Here is a 20,818-nt window from a genome sequence, read left to right as displayed (position 1 = left end):
GCCCCCCGGCCTGCTCGATGCCCGTGACGACCCCCTCGGTGAACCGAGGGGGTCGTCGCCGTTCAGGGGCCGCCTCCGCCCGCGGAGGCGGCGCGAAACGTGCCGTCACCCGGACAGAGCAGCGTGCCGGGCCTCCTGCACCAGGCCCGCCACCTGGAGTTCCTTGCCGGAGGGCGGGGCGCGGCGCAGCCGGGCCGAGGTCCGTCGACAGCGCTCTGCGAGGCCCGCGCGCACAAGATCCCTGCGCTCCACCGCCCTTGTGACGTACGGCACTTGGCGCCTCGGCGGCCCGGGCCGGGACCACCGCCGTCGCCCTCCGTCGCACCCCGCCCGCCCGGTCCCGGGCAGAGCGTTCGGCACGGACCCGCCGACCCGCGACGTGCCGAACGCGCGGCGAAACTGGGTGAACGGACCGGATTTTGCCGTTCCATCGAGCGGGGGTCCGCTCATATGTGTACTCTGGGGCATCAAGACGGCCCCTATCCGGGCCGCGCTCCACTAAGGCGCCACCGCGTCCGGAACCCTCTTCATCCCTGCCCGGCGCGCGGTCCGCCGCCGGGTTACGCGACACGAAGGAGTGCGCGGTGACTGAAATGACCAAGCCCGAACCGGAGTTGCTGGAACGGACGGGATCGCGCAACAAGCCCCGGACCGACGAGCTCGGGAGCCTCGAAGTCTGGGCACGATCCGCCCCGATCCGCTTGGCGGGCTACGAGGACGACCTGGCGGAATCACACATCCTGCGCGGTATCGACTAGTCCGCAGAACGGTACAAGCGCCCCCGCGCCCACCGGCGCCGGGGCGCTGTCCGCGCCCCGGCTGCCGGCCGCCGCCCGTAGCACCCTGGCGCGCATGGTTCCCGTACCGGCTACGCCCTGAGCGTCTTCGCCGTCGGCGATCACGGCTTCCGCGCCCGCGCCCCGCCCGGGCAGGCTGACGCCCATGAAGCTGCTGATGCTGGGTGGTACCGAATTCGTCGGACGCGCGATCACCGAGGACGCCCTCGCCCGGGGCTGGGAGGTGACCGTCTTCCACCGTGGACACCACGGGCCCCCGCCGGGCGCCACCGCCCTGCACGGGGACCGCACCGCCCCCGGCGGCCTGGACGCCCTCGCCACGGGGGAGTGGGACCTCGTCGTCGACACCTGGGGCGGCGCCCCCACCGCCGTGCGCGACAGCGCCCGCCTGCTGGGCGACCGGGCCGCGCACTACGCGTACGTCTCCAGCCGCTCGGTCTACGCCTACCCCGCCCCCGCCGGACTCGACGAGGACGGCCCCCTCGTCGAGGGCTCGCCCGACGCCGGGTCCACGGCCTACGCCGAGGACAAGCGGGGCGCCGAGATCGCCGCCCTGGACGCCTTCGGGGACCGCGCCCTGCTGGTGCGCGCCGGGCTGGTCCTCGGCCCGTACGAGAACGTCGGCCGGCTGCCCTGGTGGCTGAACCGCACCGCCCGCGGCGGCCCGGTGCTCGCCCCCGGCCCGCGCGAACTCCCGCTCCAGTACATCGACGTACGCGACCTCGCGCGCTGGACCCTGGACGCCGCGGCGGCGGGCCGCGGCGGGGCGTACAACCTCGTCTCCCCGGTCGGGCACGCCACCCTGGGCGGGCTCCTCGACGCCTGCGTCGCCACCACCGGCGGCGGCGCCGAGCTGCGCTGGACCGACCCGGCCCTGCTCGAAGGGGCCGGCGTACAGCCCTGGACGGAGCTCCCGATCTGGGTCCGCGAGGGCGAAACGTACGACCACATGTTCGGCGGCGACGTCAGCAAGGCGCTGGCGGCCGGCCTCACCTGCCGCCCGGTCGAGGAGACCGTGGCCGACACCTGGGAGTGGCTGCGGACGCTCGGCGGGGTGGCCCCGCAGCGGGCCGACCGGCCGGCCCCCGGCATCGACCCCGAGCGGGAGGCCGCTCTACTCGGGCTCTGACCAGGAGGCCTCCGCGAGACGGGTCGGCGGCAGGTACTCGCGCACCAGCGTGCGGTGCCACCAGTCGCCCGTCTCGCGCAGCTCCCGCCAGGTCGTGAACCGGTAGCGGTACAGCAGGGCCCGGACGTAGACGGGCGGTGCGCCCGGGAAGGGGTTGTGGCGCAGCAGCCGCAGGGTGTCCCGGTCGCCCGCGAGCAGCCGCTCCACGAACGGCCCGAACCAGTCCCGCGCGTAGCCGGGGGAGATCGCCGCGAACCACATCAGCCAGTCCAGCCGCAGGTGGTACGGGGCGAACTGGCGGGGGATCCTGCGCAGTTCGGTCGGTTTGCCCTTGAAGCCGTACTCCCGCCAGGCGCCGTCCGTGTGCGGGAGGCGGTCGGCGGTGCCCTCCACCACCACCTCCATGCGGACCCGGCCCACCGAGCCGAAGGCCCCGTAGGTGTTGACCAGGTGCAGAGCGTCGAAGGAGCGGTTCATCACCTGCCGGCGCGAGACCATGTTGAGCACCGGACGGTGGCTGAGGAACAGCACCAGGGCCGTGACCGCACACACCAGGACCACGAACCAGAGCGGAGCCGTCCGCGCCGCGGCGGCCGGGGGAGGGCCGGCGAGCCCGGTGAAGTCCACGGCCGGGAGGGCCAGCGTGATCGTCAGCCAGTTCAGCCAGGCGAAGTTGCCCGAGAGCACCAGCCACAGCTGCGTGGCGATGACGGCCCCGGCGGCGTACGAGGCCACCGGCTGCGGGGTGAACAGCAGGACCGGGACGATCAGTTGCGTCACGTGGTTGGCCGCGCACTCCACCCGGTGCACCGGCTTCGGCAGGTGGTGGAAGAACCAGCTCAGCGGCCCCGGCATCGGCTGCGTCTCATGGTGGAAGTACAGGCAGGTCAGATCGCGCCAGCAGGAGTCCCCGCGCATCTTGATCAGCCCGGCCCCGAATTCCACGCGGAAGAGCACCCAGCGCAGCAGCCACAGGACCAGCACCGGCGGCCCCGCCCGCGCGTTGCCGAGGAAGACGGCGAGGAAGCCCACCTCCAGCAGCAGCGACTCCCAGCCGAAGGAGTACCAGGTCTGCCCCACGTTCACGACGGAGAGGTAGAGCAACCACAGCAGGGCCCACATCGCCATGGCCGCGCCCAGCGGCACCTCGTCCCCGGCTCCGGCGGCCAGGGCCGCGGCCAGTGCGGCCCCGGTCCAGGCGCAACCGGCGAAGAAGCGATCGGAGTAGTGCAGTTGGAACAGGCTCGGGGCGCGCCGGAACGGCACGTACCGCACGTAGCGCGGCACGGGCAGCATGCCGTGCGCTCCGATCAGGGCCCGGAACTGCAGGGCGGCCCCGACGAAGGCCACGAGGTAGACACCGGCCAGGGCCCGCTGGAAGACCAGCCGGGCGAGCCAGTATCCGGGCGCGGTGAACCAGTCCATCGCTTCCAGTATCGGACCGGTCGGGTGGGGGTGCGAACGGCGGCGAACGCGCCCGGGGCGACGGTCCCGTGCGCGCCGGTACCGCCCCCCGGACTCCCCCCAATGCGGTGAACCAACGCCTGAACGCGTTCAATTCACGGAGGCGAGCCTACGAGATTCCTTGAACATGTTCAAGCAGTGTTCCGGTTGCGCCGCTCCGGTTGCGGCACTCCCGGGCATGCGGCAGACAAGAGGGAGCAACCGGGGCGAAAGGGAGATCCACGTGCAGGCACCGTCACCTCCGACACCTCCTCAGACACGTCCTGCGACACCTCGTCAGGCGTCGCGCCGTCACGCACCGGCCGGCGCCGCCCTCTTGGCCGTCCTCGCCCTGTTCGCCGCGGGATGCGGCGGCTCCGACGCACCCGCGAGCGGCGCCGGCCCCGAGAGCCAGGAGCTCCAGCTCCAGCCCGTGGGCTCGCCGGGGCCCGACCCCTTCACCGCCTCCTCGGCCACCGCCGAGTCCGCCCCCGTACAGCCCCCGACGCCCAATCCGACCGGCCAGGGCATCCGCACGGTCAACGCGGACACCCCCGGCCTGTACGGCGGCACCCAGCGGCTCGGCAGCTGCGACGTGGAACAGCAGGTCCGCTACCTGACCGCCGACAACGCCAAAGCGCGCGCCTTCGCCCAGGCCTCCGACATCGAACAGGCGAAGATCCCCGAATTCCTCCGTGACCTCACCCCCGTCGTGCTGCGCGCCGACACCCGCGTCACCAACCACGGCTTCCGCGACGGCCGCGCCGACAGCTTCCAGTCCGTCCTCCAGGCCGGCACCGCCGTCCTCGTCGACGAACACGGAATGCCACGGGTCCGCTGCGGCTGCGGCAACCCGCTGGCCTCCCCGCGCGCCGCCAAAGGCTCCCCGGTGCACAAGGGCGCCCCGTGGAACGGCTATCAGCCCAACCAGGTCGTCGTCATCGAACCCACCGTCCATGAGATCGACAACCTGGTGATCGTCAACATCGCCGACAACACCTGGATCGAGCGCAAGCGGGGCGACGACGGCGCCCAGGACCGCACCCCGCAGGTCGTACCGCCTTTCGACCCGGCCGACGGCATCCCGGACGGCCCGGTCACCCCGCCCGGGACCACCCCGGCCGACCCGTGCCGCAGCCCCGAGGACAACGGCCCGTCCCGCGGTGCGACGCCGACCTCGCCCGCGGCCCCGCCGTCGGAGACGGACTGCCCGCCCACTCCGTCGAACCCGTCGAGCCCGCAGAGCTCACCCGGCGGGAACCCGCCGTCGAACCCGGCCACCCCGCCGCAGCAGCCGCCCTCGGACCTCCCCCCGGACCAGCCCTCGGACGTCCCCTCCGACCTGCCGAGCGACCTGCCGCCGGACGTCCCGACCGACCCCGGGATCCCGCTCGACCCCGACGCGACGGCGCCGCAGCCGAGCGATCCCTACGAGCCGTACGCGGACCCGTACTCCGACCCGGGCCTGCAGCCGCCACCCCCGGACGACGGCTACCCGCTGGAGAGCGCCTGACCGGCCCGTGTGTCATGGTGGATCGGTGCCGACCGCCGTATCGCTGCCGGACGACTGGCCCGCACACCCGGACCAGTCGCTCTCGCTCAACCGGATGGGCAGTTTCGACTGGGACCTGACCACCGGGCTGATGCACATGGACGGAGCCGCCCTCGACGTCTTCGACACGCCCCCCGACGACTACGACGGCCGGCCCGCCTCCCTCTCCCGGCGCGTCCCGCCGGCCGAGGCCGCCCGGCTCGACGCCCTGGTCTCCGCCGCCCTCAAGAGCGGCCAGGACAGCTACGGCGCCTACTTCCGCATCCGCTGCCACGACGGGCGGCTGCGCTGGACGCACACCCAGGGCCGGGTCATGCGCGACCGCGGCGGACGCCCGCACCGGATCATCGGCATCGTCCGGGACGCGACCGAGGAGCTCAGCCATTCGGCGGAGCGCCTCGGCCTGGACGAGGAACGGCGCCGCCAGACCTCGGTCGTCGAGTCCACCACCGCCGCCCTCGCGCACGCCCGGACCGTGCAGGACGTCATCGACGCGCTCGGCGACGCCCACGGCCTGGAGCGGCTCGGCTCGATGGGCATGGTGATGGGCCTCGTCGAAGCGGGCCGGATCCACCTCGTCGCCGAGGGGCCCGTGGGCAGCTTCGTCCCCGGCACCCGCTACACCCGCGTCGACGAGCAGTACCCGATGAGCGAGGTCGTCCGCTCGCTCCAGCCGCGCTTCCTCGACTCGGCGCAGGAGTTCGCCGCGGACTACCCCGCGCTCTGGGAAAAGATCTCCTACATGCGGATCTCGGCGGCCGCCTACCTGCCGCTCATCGCCCAGGCCCGCCCGATCGGCGCGATCGGACTGCTCTACCAGGACAAGGACGGCTTCACCCAGGACGAGCGCAACCTGCTCGTCGCCCTCGGCAGCAGCATCGCGCAGAGCCTCCAGCGGGCCATGCTCCTGGAACAGGAGCACGACCTCGCCGAGGGCCTGCAGCAGGCCATGCTGCCGAGGCGGATCCCGTCGGTGCCCGGCGGGGAGATCGCCGTGCGCTACCGCTCCGCCCGGATGGGCCAGGACATCGGCGGCGACTGGTACGACGTCATCCCGCTGCCCGGCGGCCGGGTCGGCGCGGTCATCGGCGACGTCCAGGGCCACGACACGCACGCGGCGGCCGTCATGGGCCAGCTGCGGATCGTCCTGCGCGCCTACGCGGCCGAGGGGCACGCGCCCGGCACCGTCATCGCCCGGGCGTCCGTGTTCCTCCACGAGCTGGACACCGACCGCTTCGCGACGTGCACCTACGTGGAGGCCGACCTCTCGACCGGCGTGCTCCAGCTGGTCCGGGCGGGCCACATCGACCCGCTGCTGCGCACCCGTGACGGGGACTGCCGCCCCCTGCCGGTGGAGGGCGGGATGCCGCTCGGCCTCTCGGCGGAGTTCGGCCACATCGAGTACCCGGTGACCACGGCGGAACTGGACCCTGGGGAAACGCTCCTGCTGTGCACGGACGGCCTCGTCGAACAGCCCGGCACCGACCTCGACGACGGGATCCGGCTGCTCGCCTCGCGCGTCCGCAGCGGACCGGCGGACCTGCAGCTCCTGGCGGACCGGCTGTGCGAGGTCGTCGACGACCGGGGCGGGGACGACGACATGGCGCTGCTCCTGCTGCGCCGCGAGGCGGCGGTGTCCGCCCAGGGCGGCGGCCGCCTGCAGCAGCACGTGGCCCCGGGCGATCCGGAGGCCCTGGTGGCGGCCCGACACATGATCGGGACGGCGGTACGGGCGTGGGGCGCGCGGGAACGGTCCGACGAGATCGAGCTGGTCGCGGACGAGTTGATCGTGAACGCGCTGATGCACACGGACGGCCCGGCGATCGTGACCCTGCGGGTCCTGACCGGCCCCCAGCGCAGGCTGCGGGTGGAGGTCGAGGACCGCTCCAGCGCACTGCCGAGGCGGCGCGAGGCCGGGGAGTCGGGGGTCTCGGGGCGCGGCCTGATGCTGGTGGACCGGCTGGCCGACGTCTGGGGCGTGGAGTCGCGGGGCGGCGGCAAGTGCGTGTGGTGCGAGTTCGTGATGACGTAGGGGCGGTGACGGCGAGGGGCAGCCCGGACGGGGTACCGCGCCGCCACGGGGTACCGCGCTGCCCCGGGTGACCGCACCGTCACCGGGCCCGCGCCCGGCTCGCGTTTCGGCCGGGGCGGCGGCAGGCTGGACCCATGCCGGAGCTGCCCGAGGTCGAGGCCCTGCGGGAGTACCTCGACGAGCACCTCACCGGGCGGGTGGTCGAACGCGTCCTCCCGCTCGCGGTCAGCGTGCTCAAGACGTACGACCCGCCCCTGGCCGCCCTCGAAGGGCAGCCGGCCGGCGCCGTCGCCCGGTACGGCAAGTTCCTGGACCTGCGCATCGGCGAACTGCACCTCGTCACCCACCTGGCCCGGGCCGGGTGGCTGCGCTGGCGGGACACCCTGCCCGCGCAGCCGCCCGGCCCCGGCAAGGGCCCGCTCGCCCTGCGCGTCGTCCTGGAGGGGGGCGGCGGCTTCGACCTCACCGAGGCGGGGACCCAAAAGCGCCTCGCCGTGTACGTGGTCCGCGACCCCCAGGAGGTGCCCGGCATCGCCCGCCTCGGACCCGATCCGCTCGCCGAGGACTTCGACCGGGACGCCTTCGCCGCCCTGCTCGCGGGGGAACGGCGCCAGATCAAGGGCGTCCTGCGCGACCAGAGCGTCATCGCGGGCATCGGCAACGCCTACAGCGACGAGATCCTGCACGCGGCGCGGGTCTCGCCGTTCAAGCTCGCCGCGTCCTTCGGCGAGGAGCAGGTCACGCAGCTCCACGCGGCCCTTCAGGACACCCTGCGCGAGGCCGTCGCCCGGGCGCACGGGGTGGCCGCCGGCGCCCTCAAGGCCGAGAAGAAGAGCGGCCTGCGGGTGCACGGCCGGACCGGGGAGCCGTGTCCGGTGTGCGGGGACACCGTCCGCTCGGTGTCCTTCGCCGACTCCTCGCTCCAGTACTGCCCCACCTGCCAGACCGGCGGCAAGCCGTTGGCCGACCGCCGCCTCTCCCGCCTCCTCAAATAGCCGGCGCGCTGCGTAGACTTCCTCGCCATGGCCGAGGGGCAGCAGTCGCCACCCCGGCGCGAGATCGTCACCGGGGTGCCCCGGGGCACCCGCCGCCGGCCGCACGCGCACGCCCCCGCGCGTTCGGAGATCTCCGAACAGACCACCCTCGGGGCCACCTACGTACGGGCCCTCATGCGCAGCCAGCTGCGTGCCGGGCTGGGCGCGCTGGCCGCGCTGGCGTCGCTGGTCGGGGCGCTGCCGTTGCTGTTCGCGCTGCCGCGCGCCACGTCGGGCCCCTTGGTCTGGGTCGCGCTCGGCCTGCTGGTGTATCCGGTGATGTGGCTCATCGCCCGCTGGTACGTCACCCGGGCGGAGCGCAACGAGGCCGATTTCACCGGGCTCGTGATGGATCCGGCGGACCGGGCCTGAGCCGCTGCCGTCCGGGCCCTTGCCCGCGGCCGGGCTCAGAACAGGTGCATCGCCAAGTGGCCCAGCGGGAGGCCGAGTTGCCAGGCGGGGGTCCATACCCGCGCGTTCTCGTCCAGGCCCATGGGCGTCTCGGCGTGGCCGTGCCGGCCGGGGTCGAGGTTGGTGGCGAACAGCTCGGTGCGGTCCAGCCAGCGCCACGCCGCCCGGGCCAGTTCCAGGTCCGGGTCCTCGCCGCGGCCGTCCTCCCTGGCCTGCTCGCCCAGGGCCAGGAAGCGGGTGTGCACCCAGTCGCGCCAGGGATGCCCGTACGCCGTCAGTGACAGCCACTCGTCGAGCTGCGACACGACGCGGATCCCGGAGAGCTCTCCGGCGGCGTCCGACAGGTAGATGGTCAGGGCGAGCGTGTCGCGTCCGGCCCGGAACTCCAGGGTGCTGACCGGGATCAGCCGGCCCGTGCGCAGCAGTTCGTCAGCGATGTACTCGGCGTAGAGCCAAGCCATGGGCACCGCGAGCCCGCCGTCACTGGTGCCGTTCATACCCTCGGGCTGCACCGTTCCACCTTCTCCCGTGCGTCGAGCGTCCCGTCGTCAGCCCTGAGCCTTCACCGAGCGACGCGCCGACCGGGGGATGTTTACTCAACTTGGACGCTCTGATGCCGAATTCAGTGCGTTTTTTGTCCGGTCCGCGTCCATCGGGGACGTTCCGCGACCTCTCCCGCCCCTGCCCTCGTGCCGGACCGGCCCGAGCCCCCGGCCAAGAGCGCCTCCGCGGGCACCGGTTCAGGCGCCGAGGTCGTATCCGTAGCCCTGGAGGCCCTTCTTCAAGGCGCGCAGGGCGTAGTGCGTACGGGATTTGACCGTCCCGGCCGGGATCCCGAGCTCGGCCGCGGCCTCGGCCACGGACCGGTCGCGGAAGTAGACCTGTACCAGGACCTCGCGGTGCTCCGGCCCCAGGGACCCCACGGCCCGCCTGACGTCGATCGCCGTCATCGAGCCCACCACCGCGTCCTCGGGTGCGGGGGCCTGCTCCAGCCCTTCCGGGTCCACCTCCTGCGGCCGTGAGAGCCGGGCCCGCCGGGCGTCGATCGCGAGGCGCCGGGCCACCGTGAACAGCCACGGCCGCAGGGAGTCGTGCCCGGTCGAAAGGACTTCCGGATGCTGCCAGACCCGTACGAGGGTCTCCTGTACGAGGTCCTCGGCGCGCTGGGCGTCCCCGGCGGTGAGCCCGAGCAGGAAACCGAACAGCGCTCGCCCGTGATCGCGCTGGAGTTCGGCCAGCGCCTCGGGGTCCGTGCGCGGGCGGGTGGGGGAGAGCGGCACGAGGGGCTCCTTCCGAGGTGGGCGGGGGCCGAAGCGGCGGGGCTCGTCCACCCTGACCTGCGCGGAGCCGACCGGGAACCGTCCGGCCCCGGCGTTGCGCCCAAGCACCCGGGTCGTCCGCCGGGCGGCCGTGCCGGGCGGTGAACGGTCGAACGGCGCGGCGAACGGCAGGGGGCGGCCGGCGGCGGGTGTCCGTGTCCGCCGACGGGGTGGAGGCGCGCCGAGCGGACGGACCCGTTCCTTGACTTGGCGCGTGTATGTCTATGGATTGCAGGGGAACGATCGTCGGATAGTCGTACTAATGAGAGCTGGACCGATGACCACGCGAACCCGTCCGCAGGCCGTCGCCCTCCTGTCGGCCCTCCTGCTGTCCGCGGCCGCCGGATGCACGGCCACCGGGGGCTCCGCACCGGCCCGCCTCGGGGACTCCGGCGGACCGGCCCCCTCCACGGCCGCCGGATCCCCCGCCGCCAAGGGCTTCACCCTGCTCGCCAGCGGCGACGTCCTGCCGCACACCTCCGTCATCCAGCGCGCGGCGGACGACGCGGAGGGCGACGGCCACGACTTCAGGCCGATGTTCTCCGGCGTCAAGCCCGTGGTCTCCGCGGCGGACCTGGCCCTCTGCCACATGGAGACCATCTACGGAGAGGACGGCGGCCCGTTCTCCGGCTATCCGGCCTTCACGTCGCCGCCCGAGGTGGCCGACGCCCTGAAGGACGCCGGGTACGACGGCTGCTCCACCGCCTCCAACCACACCCTCGACGACGGGGCCGCGGGCCTGCGCCGCACCCTGGACCGCTTCGACAAGGTGGGGCTCAAGCACGCCGGTTCGGCCCGTACGGCGGCCGAGGCGGCCACGGTGACCCTGTACACGGCGGGCTCCGCCAAGGTGGCGCACCTCGCGTACACCTACGACACCAACGGCTACCCGCTGCCGGAGGGCCAGCCATGGGCGGTCAACCTCATGAAGCAGGACGCGATCGTCGCGGATGCGCGGGCGGCCCGGAAGGCGGGCGCGGACGTGGTGCTGGTGAGCGTGCACTGGGGCACGGAGTGGCAGACCGAACCGGACGCGACCCAGCTCTCGCTCGGCAAGGCGCTGACCGCCTCACAGACCGGCGGCCGACCCGACATCGACCTGATCCTCGGCACGCACGCGCACATCCCGCAGCCCTACGAGAAGGTCAACGGGACGTGGATCATCTACGGCATGGGCGACCAGGTCGCGGGCGAGATGTTCAACTACACCGGCGCTCGGGACCTGCGCGGCAACTACGGATCGATCGGCCGTTTCACCTTCGCCCCGCCGGCCGCCGCGGGGCAGCGCTGGCAGGTCACCAAGGCCGAGTTCGTGCCGCAGATGATGGACCTGTCGGCCGGCCGGGTCGTCCACCTGCCCGACGCCCTCGCCAAGCATCCCGGCCGGGAGGACTACGAGAGCGCCCGGGACGACATCAGCGAGGCCGTCCTGAGCCGCGGCGCCGCCAAGGACGGCCTGACCATGGGCAGGTAGCGGGGGCCCGGGCAGGGAGCCGTCCGGCTCGGCGCGCGCACGGGCGCGGCCCTCCCTACAGTGCGAACCATGAGTGCCACCGTGGAGGAGACGCGCGGGACCCGGAACCGCTTCCTGAACCGGGTGCCCGACGCATTCGGCGCGTTCTTCGGAACGCTCGGCCTGCTGTGCGCACTGCTCTCGTTCTCCCCGACGCTGCGGCGGCTCCTGCGGCACGTCGTGCGGTTCCTCGACACGGTCGTCGTCCCCGTCAGCGCGAACCTCGCCTACGCCGTCTTCCTCTTCCTCCTCGCCGCGGCCCTCGGCACCCGCAAGAAGGTCGCCTGGTGGATCGTCATCACCTATTTGGCCCTGCTGATCCTCGTCGACGTGCTGATCATGGCCGAGGGGGACTACTGGGTCGGCGGGCCCTCCATGGTCCTGGCCGTCGCCGCGACGGGCGTACTGATCGCCGCCAGGGGCGAGTTCTACGCAGCCTCGCGCCCCGGCGCCCTGTGGCGGGCCCTGCTCGTCCTGGGCCTCGGCCTGCTCGCCGCCGTCCTGGTCGGCTGGGGCCTCGTCGCGCTCTTCCCCGGCTCCCTGCCCCGGGGCCAGTGGCTGGACTGGGCCGCCAAGCAGGTCTTCGGCGGGCTCTTCTCGGCCCGCCAGTTCGACGGCCGCCCGCCCAGGCCGCTGTACTTCCTGCTCGGTCTCTTCGGCGCCCTCGCCCTGCTGAACGCGGCCACGACCCTCTTCCGCTCCCAGCGCCTGACCGCCGCCCTGCACGGCGACGAGGAGCTCCGCATCCGCGCACTCCTCGGCGCCTACGGGCGGGCGGACTCCCTCGGCTACTTCGCCACCCGCCGCGACAAGGCCGTCGTCTTCGCCCCCAACGGCAAGGCCGCCGTCACCTACCGCGTCGAGGCGGGCGTCTGCCTGGCCAGCGGCGACCCGGTGGGGGACCCGGCCGCCTGGAGCCCGGCCGTCGACGCCTGGCTGGCCGTGGCCCGCCGCTACGGTTGGCAGCCCGCCGTCATGGGCGCCTCCGAGGACGGCGCCACCGCATACGCCCGCTCCGGGCTCAGCGCACTCCAGCTCGGCGACGAGGCCATCCTGCACGTCGCCCACTTCGACCTCGACGGCCGTGACATGCGTGTCACCCGCCAGGCCGTCAACCGCGTGAAGCGCACCGGCGCCACCACCGTCATCCGCCGCCACTCGGCCCTCTCGGAGGACGAGATGCGCAGGATCGTGGACCGGGCCGACCACTGGCGGGACACCGAGACCGAGCGCGGCTTCTCCATGGCCCTGGACCGGCTCGGCGACCCCGCCGACGGGGACTGCCTGCTGGTCGAGGCCCTCGACGACGAGGGCGAGCTGATCGCCCTGCTGTCCTTCGTCCCCTGGGGCAAGGACGGCATCTCCCTCGACCTGATGCGCCGCGACAGCACCGCCCCCAACGGCGTCATGGAGTTCATGGTCGCCCAGCTGTGCGCGGCGGCCCCCGGCCTCGGCGTGCGCAGGATCTCCCTCAACTTCGCCGTCTTCCGCTCCGCCTTCGAGGAGGGCGGCCGGATCGGCGCCGGCCCCGTCCTCAAGCTGTGGCGCAGACTGCTGCTCTTCTTCTCCCGCTGGTGGCAGCTGGAGGCGCTGTACCGCTCGAACGTCAAGTACGGACCCGAGTGGTACCCGCGGTTCCTCTGCTACCAGGACGCCGGCTCGCTCGCCCGGGTCAGCCTCGCCTCCGGCATCGCCGAGGGCTTCGTCTCCGTACCCAGCCTGCGCACCCTGTGGGGCAACGGCCACCCCAAGGGCCTCACCGCGCCCGTGACCACCGCCGGGCTGCCCTCCATCGACTCCCTGGGCCTGGACGCCGTGGCGCAGGAGGGCGATGCGGTCCGGCCCGAGCGGCAGCCCGAACAGGTCCGCGTCCGGCACGCCAAGCTGGAGCGCATCCGGGCGGCCGGCACCGACCCCTATCCGGTGGGGATCCGCCCGCGGACCCACACCGTCGCCGAGCTGAAGGCCCTGCACCCCGGACCTCCGCCCGGCGCCCGGTCCGGGGAGCAGGCCACCCTCGCCGGGCGCGTGATGCTCGTACGCGACCTCGGCGGCGTGGTCTTCTGCGTCCTGCGCGACTGGTCCGGGGACATCCAGCTGATGTTCACCCGGGACGAGAGCGGGCCCGGGGTCCTGGACTCCTTCACCTCCCAGGCCGACTTCGGCGACCACGTGGTCGTCAGCGGCGAGGTCGGCGCCAGCAGGGCCGGCGAACTGTCGCTCGTGGTCGAGTCCTGGCAGCTCACCGGCAAATGCCTGCGCCCCCTCCCGGACAAGCGCAAGGGACTCGCCGACCCGGAGGCCCGGGTCCGGCGCCGCTACCTCGACCTCGTCGCGAGCCCCGACGCGCGGGACGTGGTGCGGGCCCGTTCCAGCGCCGTCCAGGCCCTGCGCCAGGGACTGCTCGACCGCGGTTACCTGGAGGTCGAGACCCCGATGCTCCAGCAGATCCACGGCGGCGCCAACGCCCGGCCCTTCCGCACCCACATCAACGCCTACGACCTCGACCTGTACCTGCGCATCGCGCCCGAGCTGTACCTCAAGCGGCTCTGCGTCGGCGGAATGGAGAAGGTCTTCGAGATGGGCCGCACCTTCCGCAACGAGGGCGTCTCCTACAAGCACAACCCCGAGTTCACGATGCTGGAGGCGTACCAGGCGTTCGCCGACTACGACGTGATGCTCGACCTCACGCGCGAACTGATCCAGGGCGCCGCCACCGCCGCCTTCGGCTCGCCCGTGGCCCACAAGGCGGGGCCGGACGGGAAGCTGGTGGTCCACGACATCTCCGGGCCCTGGCCGGTCAAGACGATGTACGGGGCCATCAGCGAAGCCCTCGGCGAGGAGGTCGACGCCGACACCGAGGAGCCCGTCCTGAGGACGCTCTGCGACCGCTCGGGCGTGCCGCACGCCCCCGAGGACAGCCGCGGGGACGTGGTCCTGGAGATGTACGAGCGGCTGGTGGAGGAGCGGACCACGCTGCCCACCTTCTACAAGGACTTCCCCACCGACGTCTCCCCGCTCACCCGCCAGCACCGCAAGGACCCGCGGCTCGCCGAGCGATGGGACCTGGTGGCCTTCGGCACCGAACTGGGCACGGCGTACTCGGAGCTGACGGATCCCGTGGAGCAGCGGCGCCGGCTCACCGCCCAGTCGCTGCTCGCGGCGGGCGGCGACCCGGAGGCCATGGAGCTGGACAACGACTTCCTCGACGCGCTGGAGTACGCGATGCCGCCGACGGGAGGGCTCGGCATCGGCGTGGACCGCCTCGTCATGTTCCTCACGGGCCTGACGATCCGCGAGACGCTTCCGTTCCCCTTGGTGCGGCGCGGCTGATCGGGTGAGGGGCGGCAGGCGCGTCCGCGCCTCTCGACATCTTCGGTGATGTCGTTGATACGTAGTAATAATGAAAAATGACGATCCGACAGTGGGGCGGCGCGCGCTCCTGCGCACCGCCGTCTTCCTCGGAGCGGCCGCCGCCTCCGGACTGTTGTCCGCGGGCGGCGACACCGGTGCGCCGGGCACCGGCCCGGCCGCGGGGGCGGGCCCCGGCGGTCCCGGGCCCGCGGCCGGGCCGGGCCCCCACCCCGCGGCGGGAGCCCCCGGGGCGTTCCCCGAGCGGCTGTCCGAGAAGTCCTACCGGCTGCGCCCCATGACGGCGGAGGTCCCCGCCCGCCCGGCCGCGGCCAAACCGGCCGTCCGGACGCGGCCCATCCTGGAGCTCCCGCAGGGCGCCGGCACGTCGAGCTCCATGGTGCTCACCTTCGACGACGGGCCCGACCCCCGCTACACGCCGGGCATCCTCGACACCCTCGCCCGGTACGGCGTGCGCGCCATGTTCTTCGTCTGCGGGGAGATGGCCACGGACAACCGGGACCTGGTGCGCCGGATGGCCGCCGAGGGCCACGTCATCGGCAACCACACCTGGACCCACCCGCTCATCCCCAAGCTCAGCCGGCCCGCCCTCGCCTCCGAGATCGGCCGCACGAGCGAGGTCGTCGAGCAGACCGTCGGAGAGGCGCCGCTGTGGTTCCGGGCGCCGTACGGGGCGTGGAACCGGGCCGCCTTCGAGATCGGGGCCGAGCTGGGCATGGAGCCGCTCGCCTGGACCGTGGACACCCTGGACTGGAAGGAGCCGGGCACCGGCACGATCGTCTCCCGGGTCCTGGGCGGCGCCGGACCAGGCGTGATCGTGCTGTCGCACGACGCGGGCGGCAACCGGTCGCAGAGCGTCCAGGCCCTCTCCTCCTACCTTCCCCAACTGCTCGCGCGCGGCTACCGGCTGACCGTGCCGACGCTGCCGCCCCGCTGAAGGGGCGGCCCTCAGCGGGCCTCCACCATGCGGGCGAAGACGACCACGTTGCCGTCGTAGCCGCGGGCCTTCGAGTACCCGCCGCCGCAGGTGATCACGCGGAGTTCCGGATGCCCGGTGTCGCCGTACACCCGGGCACCGGGGAAGGACTCCTTGGAGAACACCTCCACGCCGTAGACCTCGAACACGGCCGTGCGTCCGTCGTACCGCTCCACCTCGATGGTGCTGCCCTGCTTCACCGAGCCCAGCCCGTAGAAGACCGCCGGACCCTGTGCGTTGTCCACGTGCCCCACGATCACCGCCGAGCCGCGCTGGCCCGGCGAGATGCCGTTCAGGTACCAGCCGGCGAGATTGCGGTCCTGCGGCGGCGGGGCGTCGATCCAGCCCTCCGCGTCCAGCCCGACCGTCATCACCGGCGCGTCCACGCTGATCGTGGGGATCCGGATGCGCTGGACCGAGGAGTGCTCCAGCACCTCCATGTCCGCCGGCGGCGTGGGCGGATTCGCCGGCAGTTGATCCGCCGTCACCGCGACGGCCGAGGCCGCGGTGGGCTGGGGCGGCCCGTCGTCCACATCGACACCGTTGCGCACCATGGCGAGGCCGGTGAGCATGACCAGGGCGATGACGCCCCACGGTGAGCGTTTGCGTGACTGCCCGGTCTCGTCCTCGCCCATCGTTCTCCCTTCCCGACGCGGGGGTCCCGACCCGCGTTCCCGTCCCACCCCTGTACGCCCTACTTCACGCACGTTAAGGCTGCCTCGTCAGGACGGCGAGACGGGAGGGGCGAACGGGTGGCCGTGGACCGGTAGGGGGGACGCGGGGGGAGCCGGATCGGGTCCGGAGGGGGCCGGATGGGGCCGGACGGGATGCGCCCATCCAGGTAATCGTCACATAAATGCCTGACGGGTCGTGACCTGCGGATCCGTCAGCTTCGCCGCCCGCGCTTCGGCGTGTCGCTCAACCGGGCGGCCCAAAGCCGGACATGCGGAGCTTGCGGGTGGACCCGAGGGTTCGATTGGGAGGCGTTCTCGTCGATCATCCGGGGCCGACGCTCCGGGGCGCTTTCCGCTGGAGGTTCCACCATGCGTGTCTTGCGCGCCCTTACCGTGACGGCGGCAGCCTGCGCCGCGATCGGCCTCAGTGCCCCGTTCGCCTCTGCTAACCCCCCGCAGGGTGGGAACGGCGGCCCCAGCAACATCTCGGTCAACCCGTACGCCGTGCACCAGGGATCCACGATGCAGGTGAGCGCGTCGGGCTGTGGACAGGGCGGTACCGTCACCTCGCCCGGCAACTTTCCGCCGGCCAGCCTGTCCGCCGGGTCGATCGGCTTCGCGACCGTCCGGATCTTCAACCACGCTTCTCCCGGCACCCACACGCTCCAGGTCAAGTGCAACGACAGCAGCCTGGTCGCCACCGCGCGCTTCAGGATCCTGGAGGGCAACCCGGCACAGGGCGGCATCGGCGGATCCTTCGGCCCGTCCACCGCCGAGACCGCCATCGGCGCGGGCCTCGTCGGCGCCGCGGCCCTCGGCGCGGGCGTCCACGTGATGCGCCGTCGCCGCCCGCTGCGCGGCCGGGCCTGACCTGCCGGCCTTCCCGGACACGGCCCGCCGCCGGTCGCCTCGAGTCTTTACGGGAATCGGGGCGACCGGCGGTGGCGGGGAGTGTCCGGGGTCGTCGGTGACCGAGGCTCCTTCGGCGACCGGGCTCCCTTCAGGGTTCCGGTTCCCTCAGTGACCGCGACGGCTTCCCCTGCGGCGCAGTGCGTACGCGGTGCCGCCCGCAGCGGCGAGGAAGAGGCCGGCGCCCGCGCCGAACTCCACCGGATCCATGCCGGCCACGCTGCCCCCGAGACCGCCGCGGACACCCCGGGCGGCGGCCGAGGCGGCGGGCGAGGTGGCGGCGGGCGCGGTGGGCCGGGCGGTGGCGGTACTCGTGGAACTCGTGGTCGGTCTGCTCGTGCCGCCGGCGATCGTCAGGTCGGCCGAGCCCGTCTCACCGTTGCACGTGAAGGAGACGGAGTAGACGGCTCCGCGCCGGGCGTCCCGGTCCACCGTGATCCGCGCGCTCTGGCCGCGCAGGATGCTCACGGTGTCGAAGACCCCGGAGGAGACGGTGGCGTAGGCGGCGTTGCAGCCGCTGACCGCGAGCTCCACCTGACCGCCGGGGGCGACGGTCGAGGGGGTGAGGGTGAAGCCAAACGAGGTGATGGGTTGCGCCTCGGCCGCGGAGGCGGCGGGCGCGCCGAGGACGCCGAGCGCGAGTACGGCGCCCGAGGCGCCGGCGCTCAGCAGGGCTGTGGCAGCGGTACGTATCGCACCCATGGTTGTTCTCCGGATCTCCGAGGAGCAGCCGCGGAACGGTTTCCGCACGTGGGGGGTCGTGCGCCTCGATGTCCGCCACGCTAGGTCCGGGAGCTGTGACCCGCGATCAGTAACGCGCGAATGGGTTATCCCACTGGGCCGAACCGGGGACGGAAGGCCCGCCGCCGGTTTGCGGGGCCGCCCTCAGCCGCCGAGGTCCAGGTGGCGGAACTGTGAGAGGAACGGGTCGGCGGTGGCGGCGATGCCCCGGCCGAACGGCGCGTCGAAGTCCCAGATCAGGAACAGCAGGAACGCGATGAGCGCGCTGAACAGACCGGCCAGCAGCAGCTCCCGGAACGACCGCCTGATCTGCAGGGTGAAGATCAGACCCACCGTCACCAGGGCGCCGACGATCAGGCCGAACCACACCACCCCCGGCATCGTTGCCCCGGCGCTCTCGCCGCGCGCACTGCGGGCGTCGTCCGCCACCGCGACCTGGTCGACCAGCGGCTGGTACGCCTGCCCCTCGTGGTCGGTCTGCGGCTCGTAGTCGGTGACGTCACGGCGGATACGTTCCAGCAGCTCGCCGCCGCGGTCCGTGAGGTTGCCGTGGTCGGCCATCTCCTTCCACTCCGTTTCGACCACGTACGTCACGTACGCGTCGACGTCGGAGCGGATCTTCTTGCGCACCTCGGCCGGATAGACCTCGGAGCGGACGCTGATCTCGTGCAGGGCCTGCGCCTCCTGGCGCACGTACTCCTGGGCGGCTCCGCGGCCCTCCCAGACGCCGGCGATGGCCAGGCCGAGGACGATCGCGTAGATCACCCCGATCATCATCGTCATGTATTCGATGACGTCCGGGGTCTCGTTCGGATCGTCGTCATCGCCGATCCTGCGGTGGTTCAAGAGGGCGATGGACAGCACCACGGCGCATGCCGCGGCCATCGCGAGGGACAGGACGAGCCATTCCGACAAGATGACTCCCAATCGGTTGCTGGTGGGACGCAGGGGCTACCGCGGGCGCAGCGCGACGATCGCGAGCACGGCGGGAGCCGCGGTCAGCAAGGTGAAGGTCACGGGCGAGACGCGGTGCTCGGTCGGCTTGCGGGCCGGTGCGTGGTAGGCCGGACGGGCTACGGGCTTCGGTTCGGCCGTGGTGACCACCGGGGCGGCCGCCGGCGGCGGTACGGGCCGGGCCGGTGCCGGTTTCGGTGGGGCCGGGGCGGGCCGGACGGGCTGGGGGACGGGCTTCGGCGCCGGCGGGGGCGGGGGCGGTGGGGTGGGCTTCGGGCTGGGCGTGGCTTTCGGTGGCGGCGGCGGCGGCGGGGGTGGCGGTGGCGGTACGGGGGGTGACGGGGGCGGTGGCATGGGTTTCGGGGGTGGCTGGGGCGGACACGGCGGGGGAGGCGGCGGAGGGCAGGGCGGGTGGGCGTGGTGGCCCCAGCCGTGACCGCCTCCATGCCCTCCGTCGTGACGTCCGCCGTCACGTCCGTCGTGACCGCGGTCGGGACCTCGCTCGTGACCGCCTCCACGCGCCTCGGCCCGGCCTCCTGCGTGGTCGCCGGCGTGCCCGGCGGCTCGCTCGGCACCGTGATGTCCGCCACCCGGATCGCCTCGACGGGCGCCGCCTCCGGCCACCGCGAGGACGGTGGTGGCGGCCCGGTCCTCGCCGGAATCGGTGGTCGCGTAGGCGCGGCTATCAGCCACGGCCGGCGTGGCGGACAACGCCGCCCACAACAGGACCGGGACCGCCAGCAGGCGCCTGGCACAGGCTCTCTTCACCCCGGGAGCATGGGCCCGCGCGCCCCGGGGCGCGCGACGCTCGGCCACGGTTCGCCTGAACGGGTGGACCGTTGACCATAGAGGTTTGAGCCAGTTCCGGATCGGTTGCGTGCGCTTCTGATCGTCTTCCGACATTTCTCAAATGGGATGTGTCGGAAACGCTCATTCTCCGTGCCGGGTGCGGCACGTGCCTTTGGTGTGTGACGAAGAACGGATCGCCAATTTCCGCTTTTGCTCGCCCTGTTGGGCAATGATCAGTACATTCGGCTCCAGCAGCAGTCCGACCTCGGACGGATCACCGTAGGAACAACGCTTGGAGACCCCGATGGAGCGCCCGGCCTGGGCCCCGCCAGGCATCGACATTTCGGTGCCGAGCGTGTCCCGCATCTACGATTACTACCTGGGCGGGTCCCACAATTTCGAGGTCGACCGCCAGGCGGCCCGGCGCGCCATGGAATTCATGCCGGGGCTGCCCAAGATCATGCAGGCCAACCGCGCATTCATGCGCCGGGCCGTCCGCCACGCGGTCGCCGAGGGCGTCACGCAGTTCCTCGACATCGGCTCCGGCATCCCCACCTTCGGCAATGTCCACGAGGTCGCGCAGGCCGCCAGCCCCGAGGCGCGCGTGGTGTACGTGGACCACGACCCGGTGGCCGTGGCCCACAGCCAGGCGGTCCTCGACGGCGACGACCGCACCGGCGTCATCGCCGCCGACCTGCGCAAGCCGAAGGAGATCCTGGAGGCCCCCGAGGTCGGCCGGCTGCTCGACCTCGGCCGTCCCGTCGCCCTGCTCCTCGTCGCCGTCCTGCACTTCCTGGAGGACGCGGACGACCCGTACGCCGCCGTGGCCGAGCTGCGCGACGCGCTGGCCCCCGGCAGCCTGCTGATCCTCACGCACGCCTCGTACGAGGGGATCCCGCTCACGGAGGAGGTCGCGGGCGGCGTCGTCAGCGTCTACCGGGACATCCGCAACCCCCTCGTCATGCGCACCCGGGAGCGGATCAGCCCCTTCTTCGACGGGTTCGAGATGCTGGAGCCGGGGCTGGTCTCCATGCCCGACTGGCGGCCGGACCGCCCCGCGGGAGCGCTCGACGGCGAGGCGGCGGAGGACCCCTACGCCTTCTCCGGCTTCGGTGGCGTGGGACGCAAGGCGTGAGACTTCCGGTACAGACGACGGGCGCGCCGGACGCTTCC

General features: G+C 73.0%; 20 protein-coding genes. 12 read left to right on the top strand and 8 right to left on the bottom strand.

Annotated features, from left to right (window positions below; all coding sequences use genetic code 11):
- The first annotated feature begins 584 nt into the window (after positions 1–584).
- Both AC07DU_RS30110 and AC07DU_RS30105 read left to right on the top strand, forming a co-directional pair.
- Positions 585–758 (top strand): hypothetical protein, encoded by a 174-nt coding sequence (locus tag AC07DU_RS30110; RefSeq protein WP_360902130.1) that lies wholly within the window; start codon positions 585–587, stop codon positions 756–758.
- A 184-nt stretch (positions 759–942) separates the two neighbouring features.
- Positions 943–1,926 carry an NAD-dependent epimerase/dehydratase family protein gene (locus AC07DU_RS30105; RefSeq protein WP_479114857.1) on the top strand — a complete coding sequence of 328 codons (984 nt, stop codon included), beginning with the start codon at positions 943–945 and terminating at the stop codon, positions 1,924–1,926.
- Here AC07DU_RS30105 and AC07DU_RS30100 read toward each other — a convergent pair.
- The gene (locus tag AC07DU_RS30100) at positions 1,912–3,351 is read right to left on the bottom strand and encodes a lipase maturation factor family protein (protein ID WP_479114855.1); all 1,440 of its coding nucleotides are present in this window, start codon (positions 3,349–3,351) and stop codon (positions 1,912–1,914) included. The genes AC07DU_RS30105 and AC07DU_RS30100 overlap by 15 nt on opposite strands.
- Positions 3,352–3,706: 355 nt before the next feature.
- Here AC07DU_RS30100 and AC07DU_RS30095 point away from each other — a divergent pair, with 355 nt between their 5' ends.
- The 4 genes from AC07DU_RS30095 to AC07DU_RS30080 all read left to right on the top strand — a co-directional run bounded on the left by AC07DU_RS30095 (position 3,707) and on the right by AC07DU_RS30080 (position 8,359).
- Entirely contained in the window at positions 3,707–4,882 is a 1,176-nt protein-coding gene (locus AC07DU_RS30095; RefSeq protein WP_479114853.1) for a DUF6777 domain-containing protein, read from the top strand.
- Positions 4,883–4,889: 7 nt separating this feature from the next.
- On the top strand, positions 4,890–6,953 hold the full coding sequence (locus AC07DU_RS30090; RefSeq protein WP_479114851.1) for a SpoIIE family protein phosphatase: 2,064 nt from the start codon (positions 4,890–4,892) through the stop codon (positions 6,951–6,953).
- A gap of 134 nt (positions 6,954–7,087) precedes the next feature.
- Entirely contained in the window at positions 7,088–7,948 is an 861-nt protein-coding gene (locus tag AC07DU_RS30085) for an Fpg/Nei family DNA glycosylase (protein WP_479114849.1), read from the top strand.
- A 27-nt stretch (positions 7,949–7,975) separates the two neighbouring features.
- Positions 7,976–8,359 (top strand): hypothetical protein, encoded by a 384-nt coding sequence (locus tag AC07DU_RS30080; protein ID WP_479037745.1) that lies wholly within the window; start codon positions 7,976–7,978, stop codon positions 8,357–8,359.
- 35 nt (positions 8,360–8,394) lie between these two features.
- On the opposite strand, the gene AC07DU_RS30075 is transcribed toward AC07DU_RS30080, so the two are convergent.
- Together AC07DU_RS30075 and AC07DU_RS30070 are read right to left on the bottom strand one after the other, a co-directional pair.
- Positions 8,395–8,895: a hypothetical protein gene (locus AC07DU_RS30075; protein ID WP_453370065.1), complete on the bottom strand. Its 501-nt coding sequence runs from the start codon at positions 8,893–8,895 to the stop codon at positions 8,395–8,397.
- 243 nt (positions 8,896–9,138) lie between these two features.
- Positions 9,139–9,678: a sigma-70 family RNA polymerase sigma factor gene (locus AC07DU_RS30070; RefSeq protein ID WP_360902049.1), complete on the bottom strand. Its 540-nt coding sequence runs from the start codon at positions 9,676–9,678 to the stop codon at positions 9,139–9,141.
- A 316-nt stretch (positions 9,679–9,994) separates the two neighbouring features.
- Between AC07DU_RS30070 and AC07DU_RS30065 the strand changes: the two genes are divergently transcribed.
- From AC07DU_RS30065 to AC07DU_RS30055, 3 genes are all read left to right on the top strand, one after another.
- On the top strand, positions 9,995–11,191 hold the full coding sequence (locus AC07DU_RS30065) for a CapA family protein (RefSeq protein ID WP_479037739.1): 1,197 nt from the start codon (positions 9,995–9,997) through the stop codon (positions 11,189–11,191).
- A gap of 69 nt (positions 11,192–11,260) precedes the next feature.
- Positions 11,261–14,563: a bifunctional lysylphosphatidylglycerol synthetase/lysine--tRNA ligase LysX gene (lysX, locus tag AC07DU_RS30060; RefSeq protein ID WP_479114846.1), complete on the top strand. Its 3,303-nt coding sequence runs from the start codon at positions 11,261–11,263 to the stop codon at positions 14,561–14,563.
- A 70-nt stretch (positions 14,564–14,633) separates the two neighbouring features.
- On the top strand, positions 14,634–15,539 hold the full coding sequence (locus AC07DU_RS30055; protein ID WP_479114844.1) for a polysaccharide deacetylase family protein: 906 nt from the start codon (positions 14,634–14,636) through the stop codon (positions 15,537–15,539).
- Positions 15,540–15,550: 11 nt separating this feature from the next.
- Here AC07DU_RS30055 and AC07DU_RS30050 read toward each other — a convergent pair whose 3' ends face one another.
- On the bottom strand, positions 15,551–16,213 hold the full coding sequence (locus AC07DU_RS30050) for a class F sortase (protein WP_360902037.1): 663 nt from the start codon (positions 16,211–16,213) through the stop codon (positions 15,551–15,553).
- Between the two features lie 408 nt (positions 16,214–16,621).
- Here AC07DU_RS30050 and AC07DU_RS30045 point away from each other — a divergent pair, with 408 nt between their 5' ends.
- The gene (locus tag AC07DU_RS30045; RefSeq protein WP_479114842.1) at positions 16,622–17,122 is read left to right on the top strand and encodes a hypothetical protein; all 501 of its coding nucleotides are present in this window, start codon (positions 16,622–16,624) and stop codon (positions 17,120–17,122) included.
- 147 nt (positions 17,123–17,269) lie between these two features.
- On the opposite strand, the gene AC07DU_RS30040 is transcribed toward AC07DU_RS30045, so the two are convergent.
- From AC07DU_RS30040 to AC07DU_RS30030, 3 genes are all read right to left on the bottom strand, one after another.
- Positions 17,270–17,863, bottom strand: coding sequence for a hypothetical protein (locus AC07DU_RS30040; RefSeq protein WP_479114840.1), 594 nt, complete (start codon positions 17,861–17,863; stop codon positions 17,270–17,272).
- A 183-nt stretch (positions 17,864–18,046) separates the two neighbouring features.
- On the bottom strand, positions 18,047–18,817 hold the full coding sequence (locus AC07DU_RS30035) for a bestrophin-like domain (protein ID WP_360904336.1): 771 nt from the start codon (positions 18,815–18,817) through the stop codon (positions 18,047–18,049).
- 36 nt (positions 18,818–18,853) lie between these two features.
- Complete coding sequence (locus AC07DU_RS30030) at positions 18,854–19,006, bottom strand: hypothetical protein (protein ID WP_479037727.1); 153 nt, start codon at positions 19,004–19,006, stop codon at positions 18,854–18,856.
- 282 nt (positions 19,007–19,288) lie between these two features.
- Here AC07DU_RS30030 and AC07DU_RS30025 point away from each other — a divergent pair, with 282 nt between their 5' ends.
- Positions 19,289–19,699: a hypothetical protein gene (locus AC07DU_RS30025; RefSeq protein WP_479037725.1), complete on the top strand. Its 411-nt coding sequence runs from the start codon at positions 19,289–19,291 to the stop codon at positions 19,697–19,699.
- 87 nt (positions 19,700–19,786) lie between these two features.
- Here AC07DU_RS30025 and AC07DU_RS30020 read toward each other — a convergent pair whose 3' ends face one another.
- On the bottom strand, positions 19,787–20,011 hold the full coding sequence (locus tag AC07DU_RS30020; RefSeq protein ID WP_479037785.1) for a hypothetical protein: 225 nt from the start codon (positions 20,009–20,011) through the stop codon (positions 19,787–19,789).
- Between AC07DU_RS30020 and AC07DU_RS30015 the strand changes: the two genes are divergently transcribed.
- Positions 19,950–20,780, top strand: coding sequence for an SAM-dependent methyltransferase (locus AC07DU_RS30015; protein WP_360904359.1), 831 nt, complete (start codon positions 19,950–19,952; stop codon positions 20,778–20,780). The two genes, AC07DU_RS30020 and AC07DU_RS30015, sit on opposite strands and share 62 nt — an antisense overlap.
- Positions 20,781–20,818: the final 38 nt, after the last annotated feature.

This window comes from Streptomyces sp. NPDC045695, from assembly GCF_056432025.1.
This window is presented reverse-complemented; position numbering and strand designations above follow the sequence as displayed.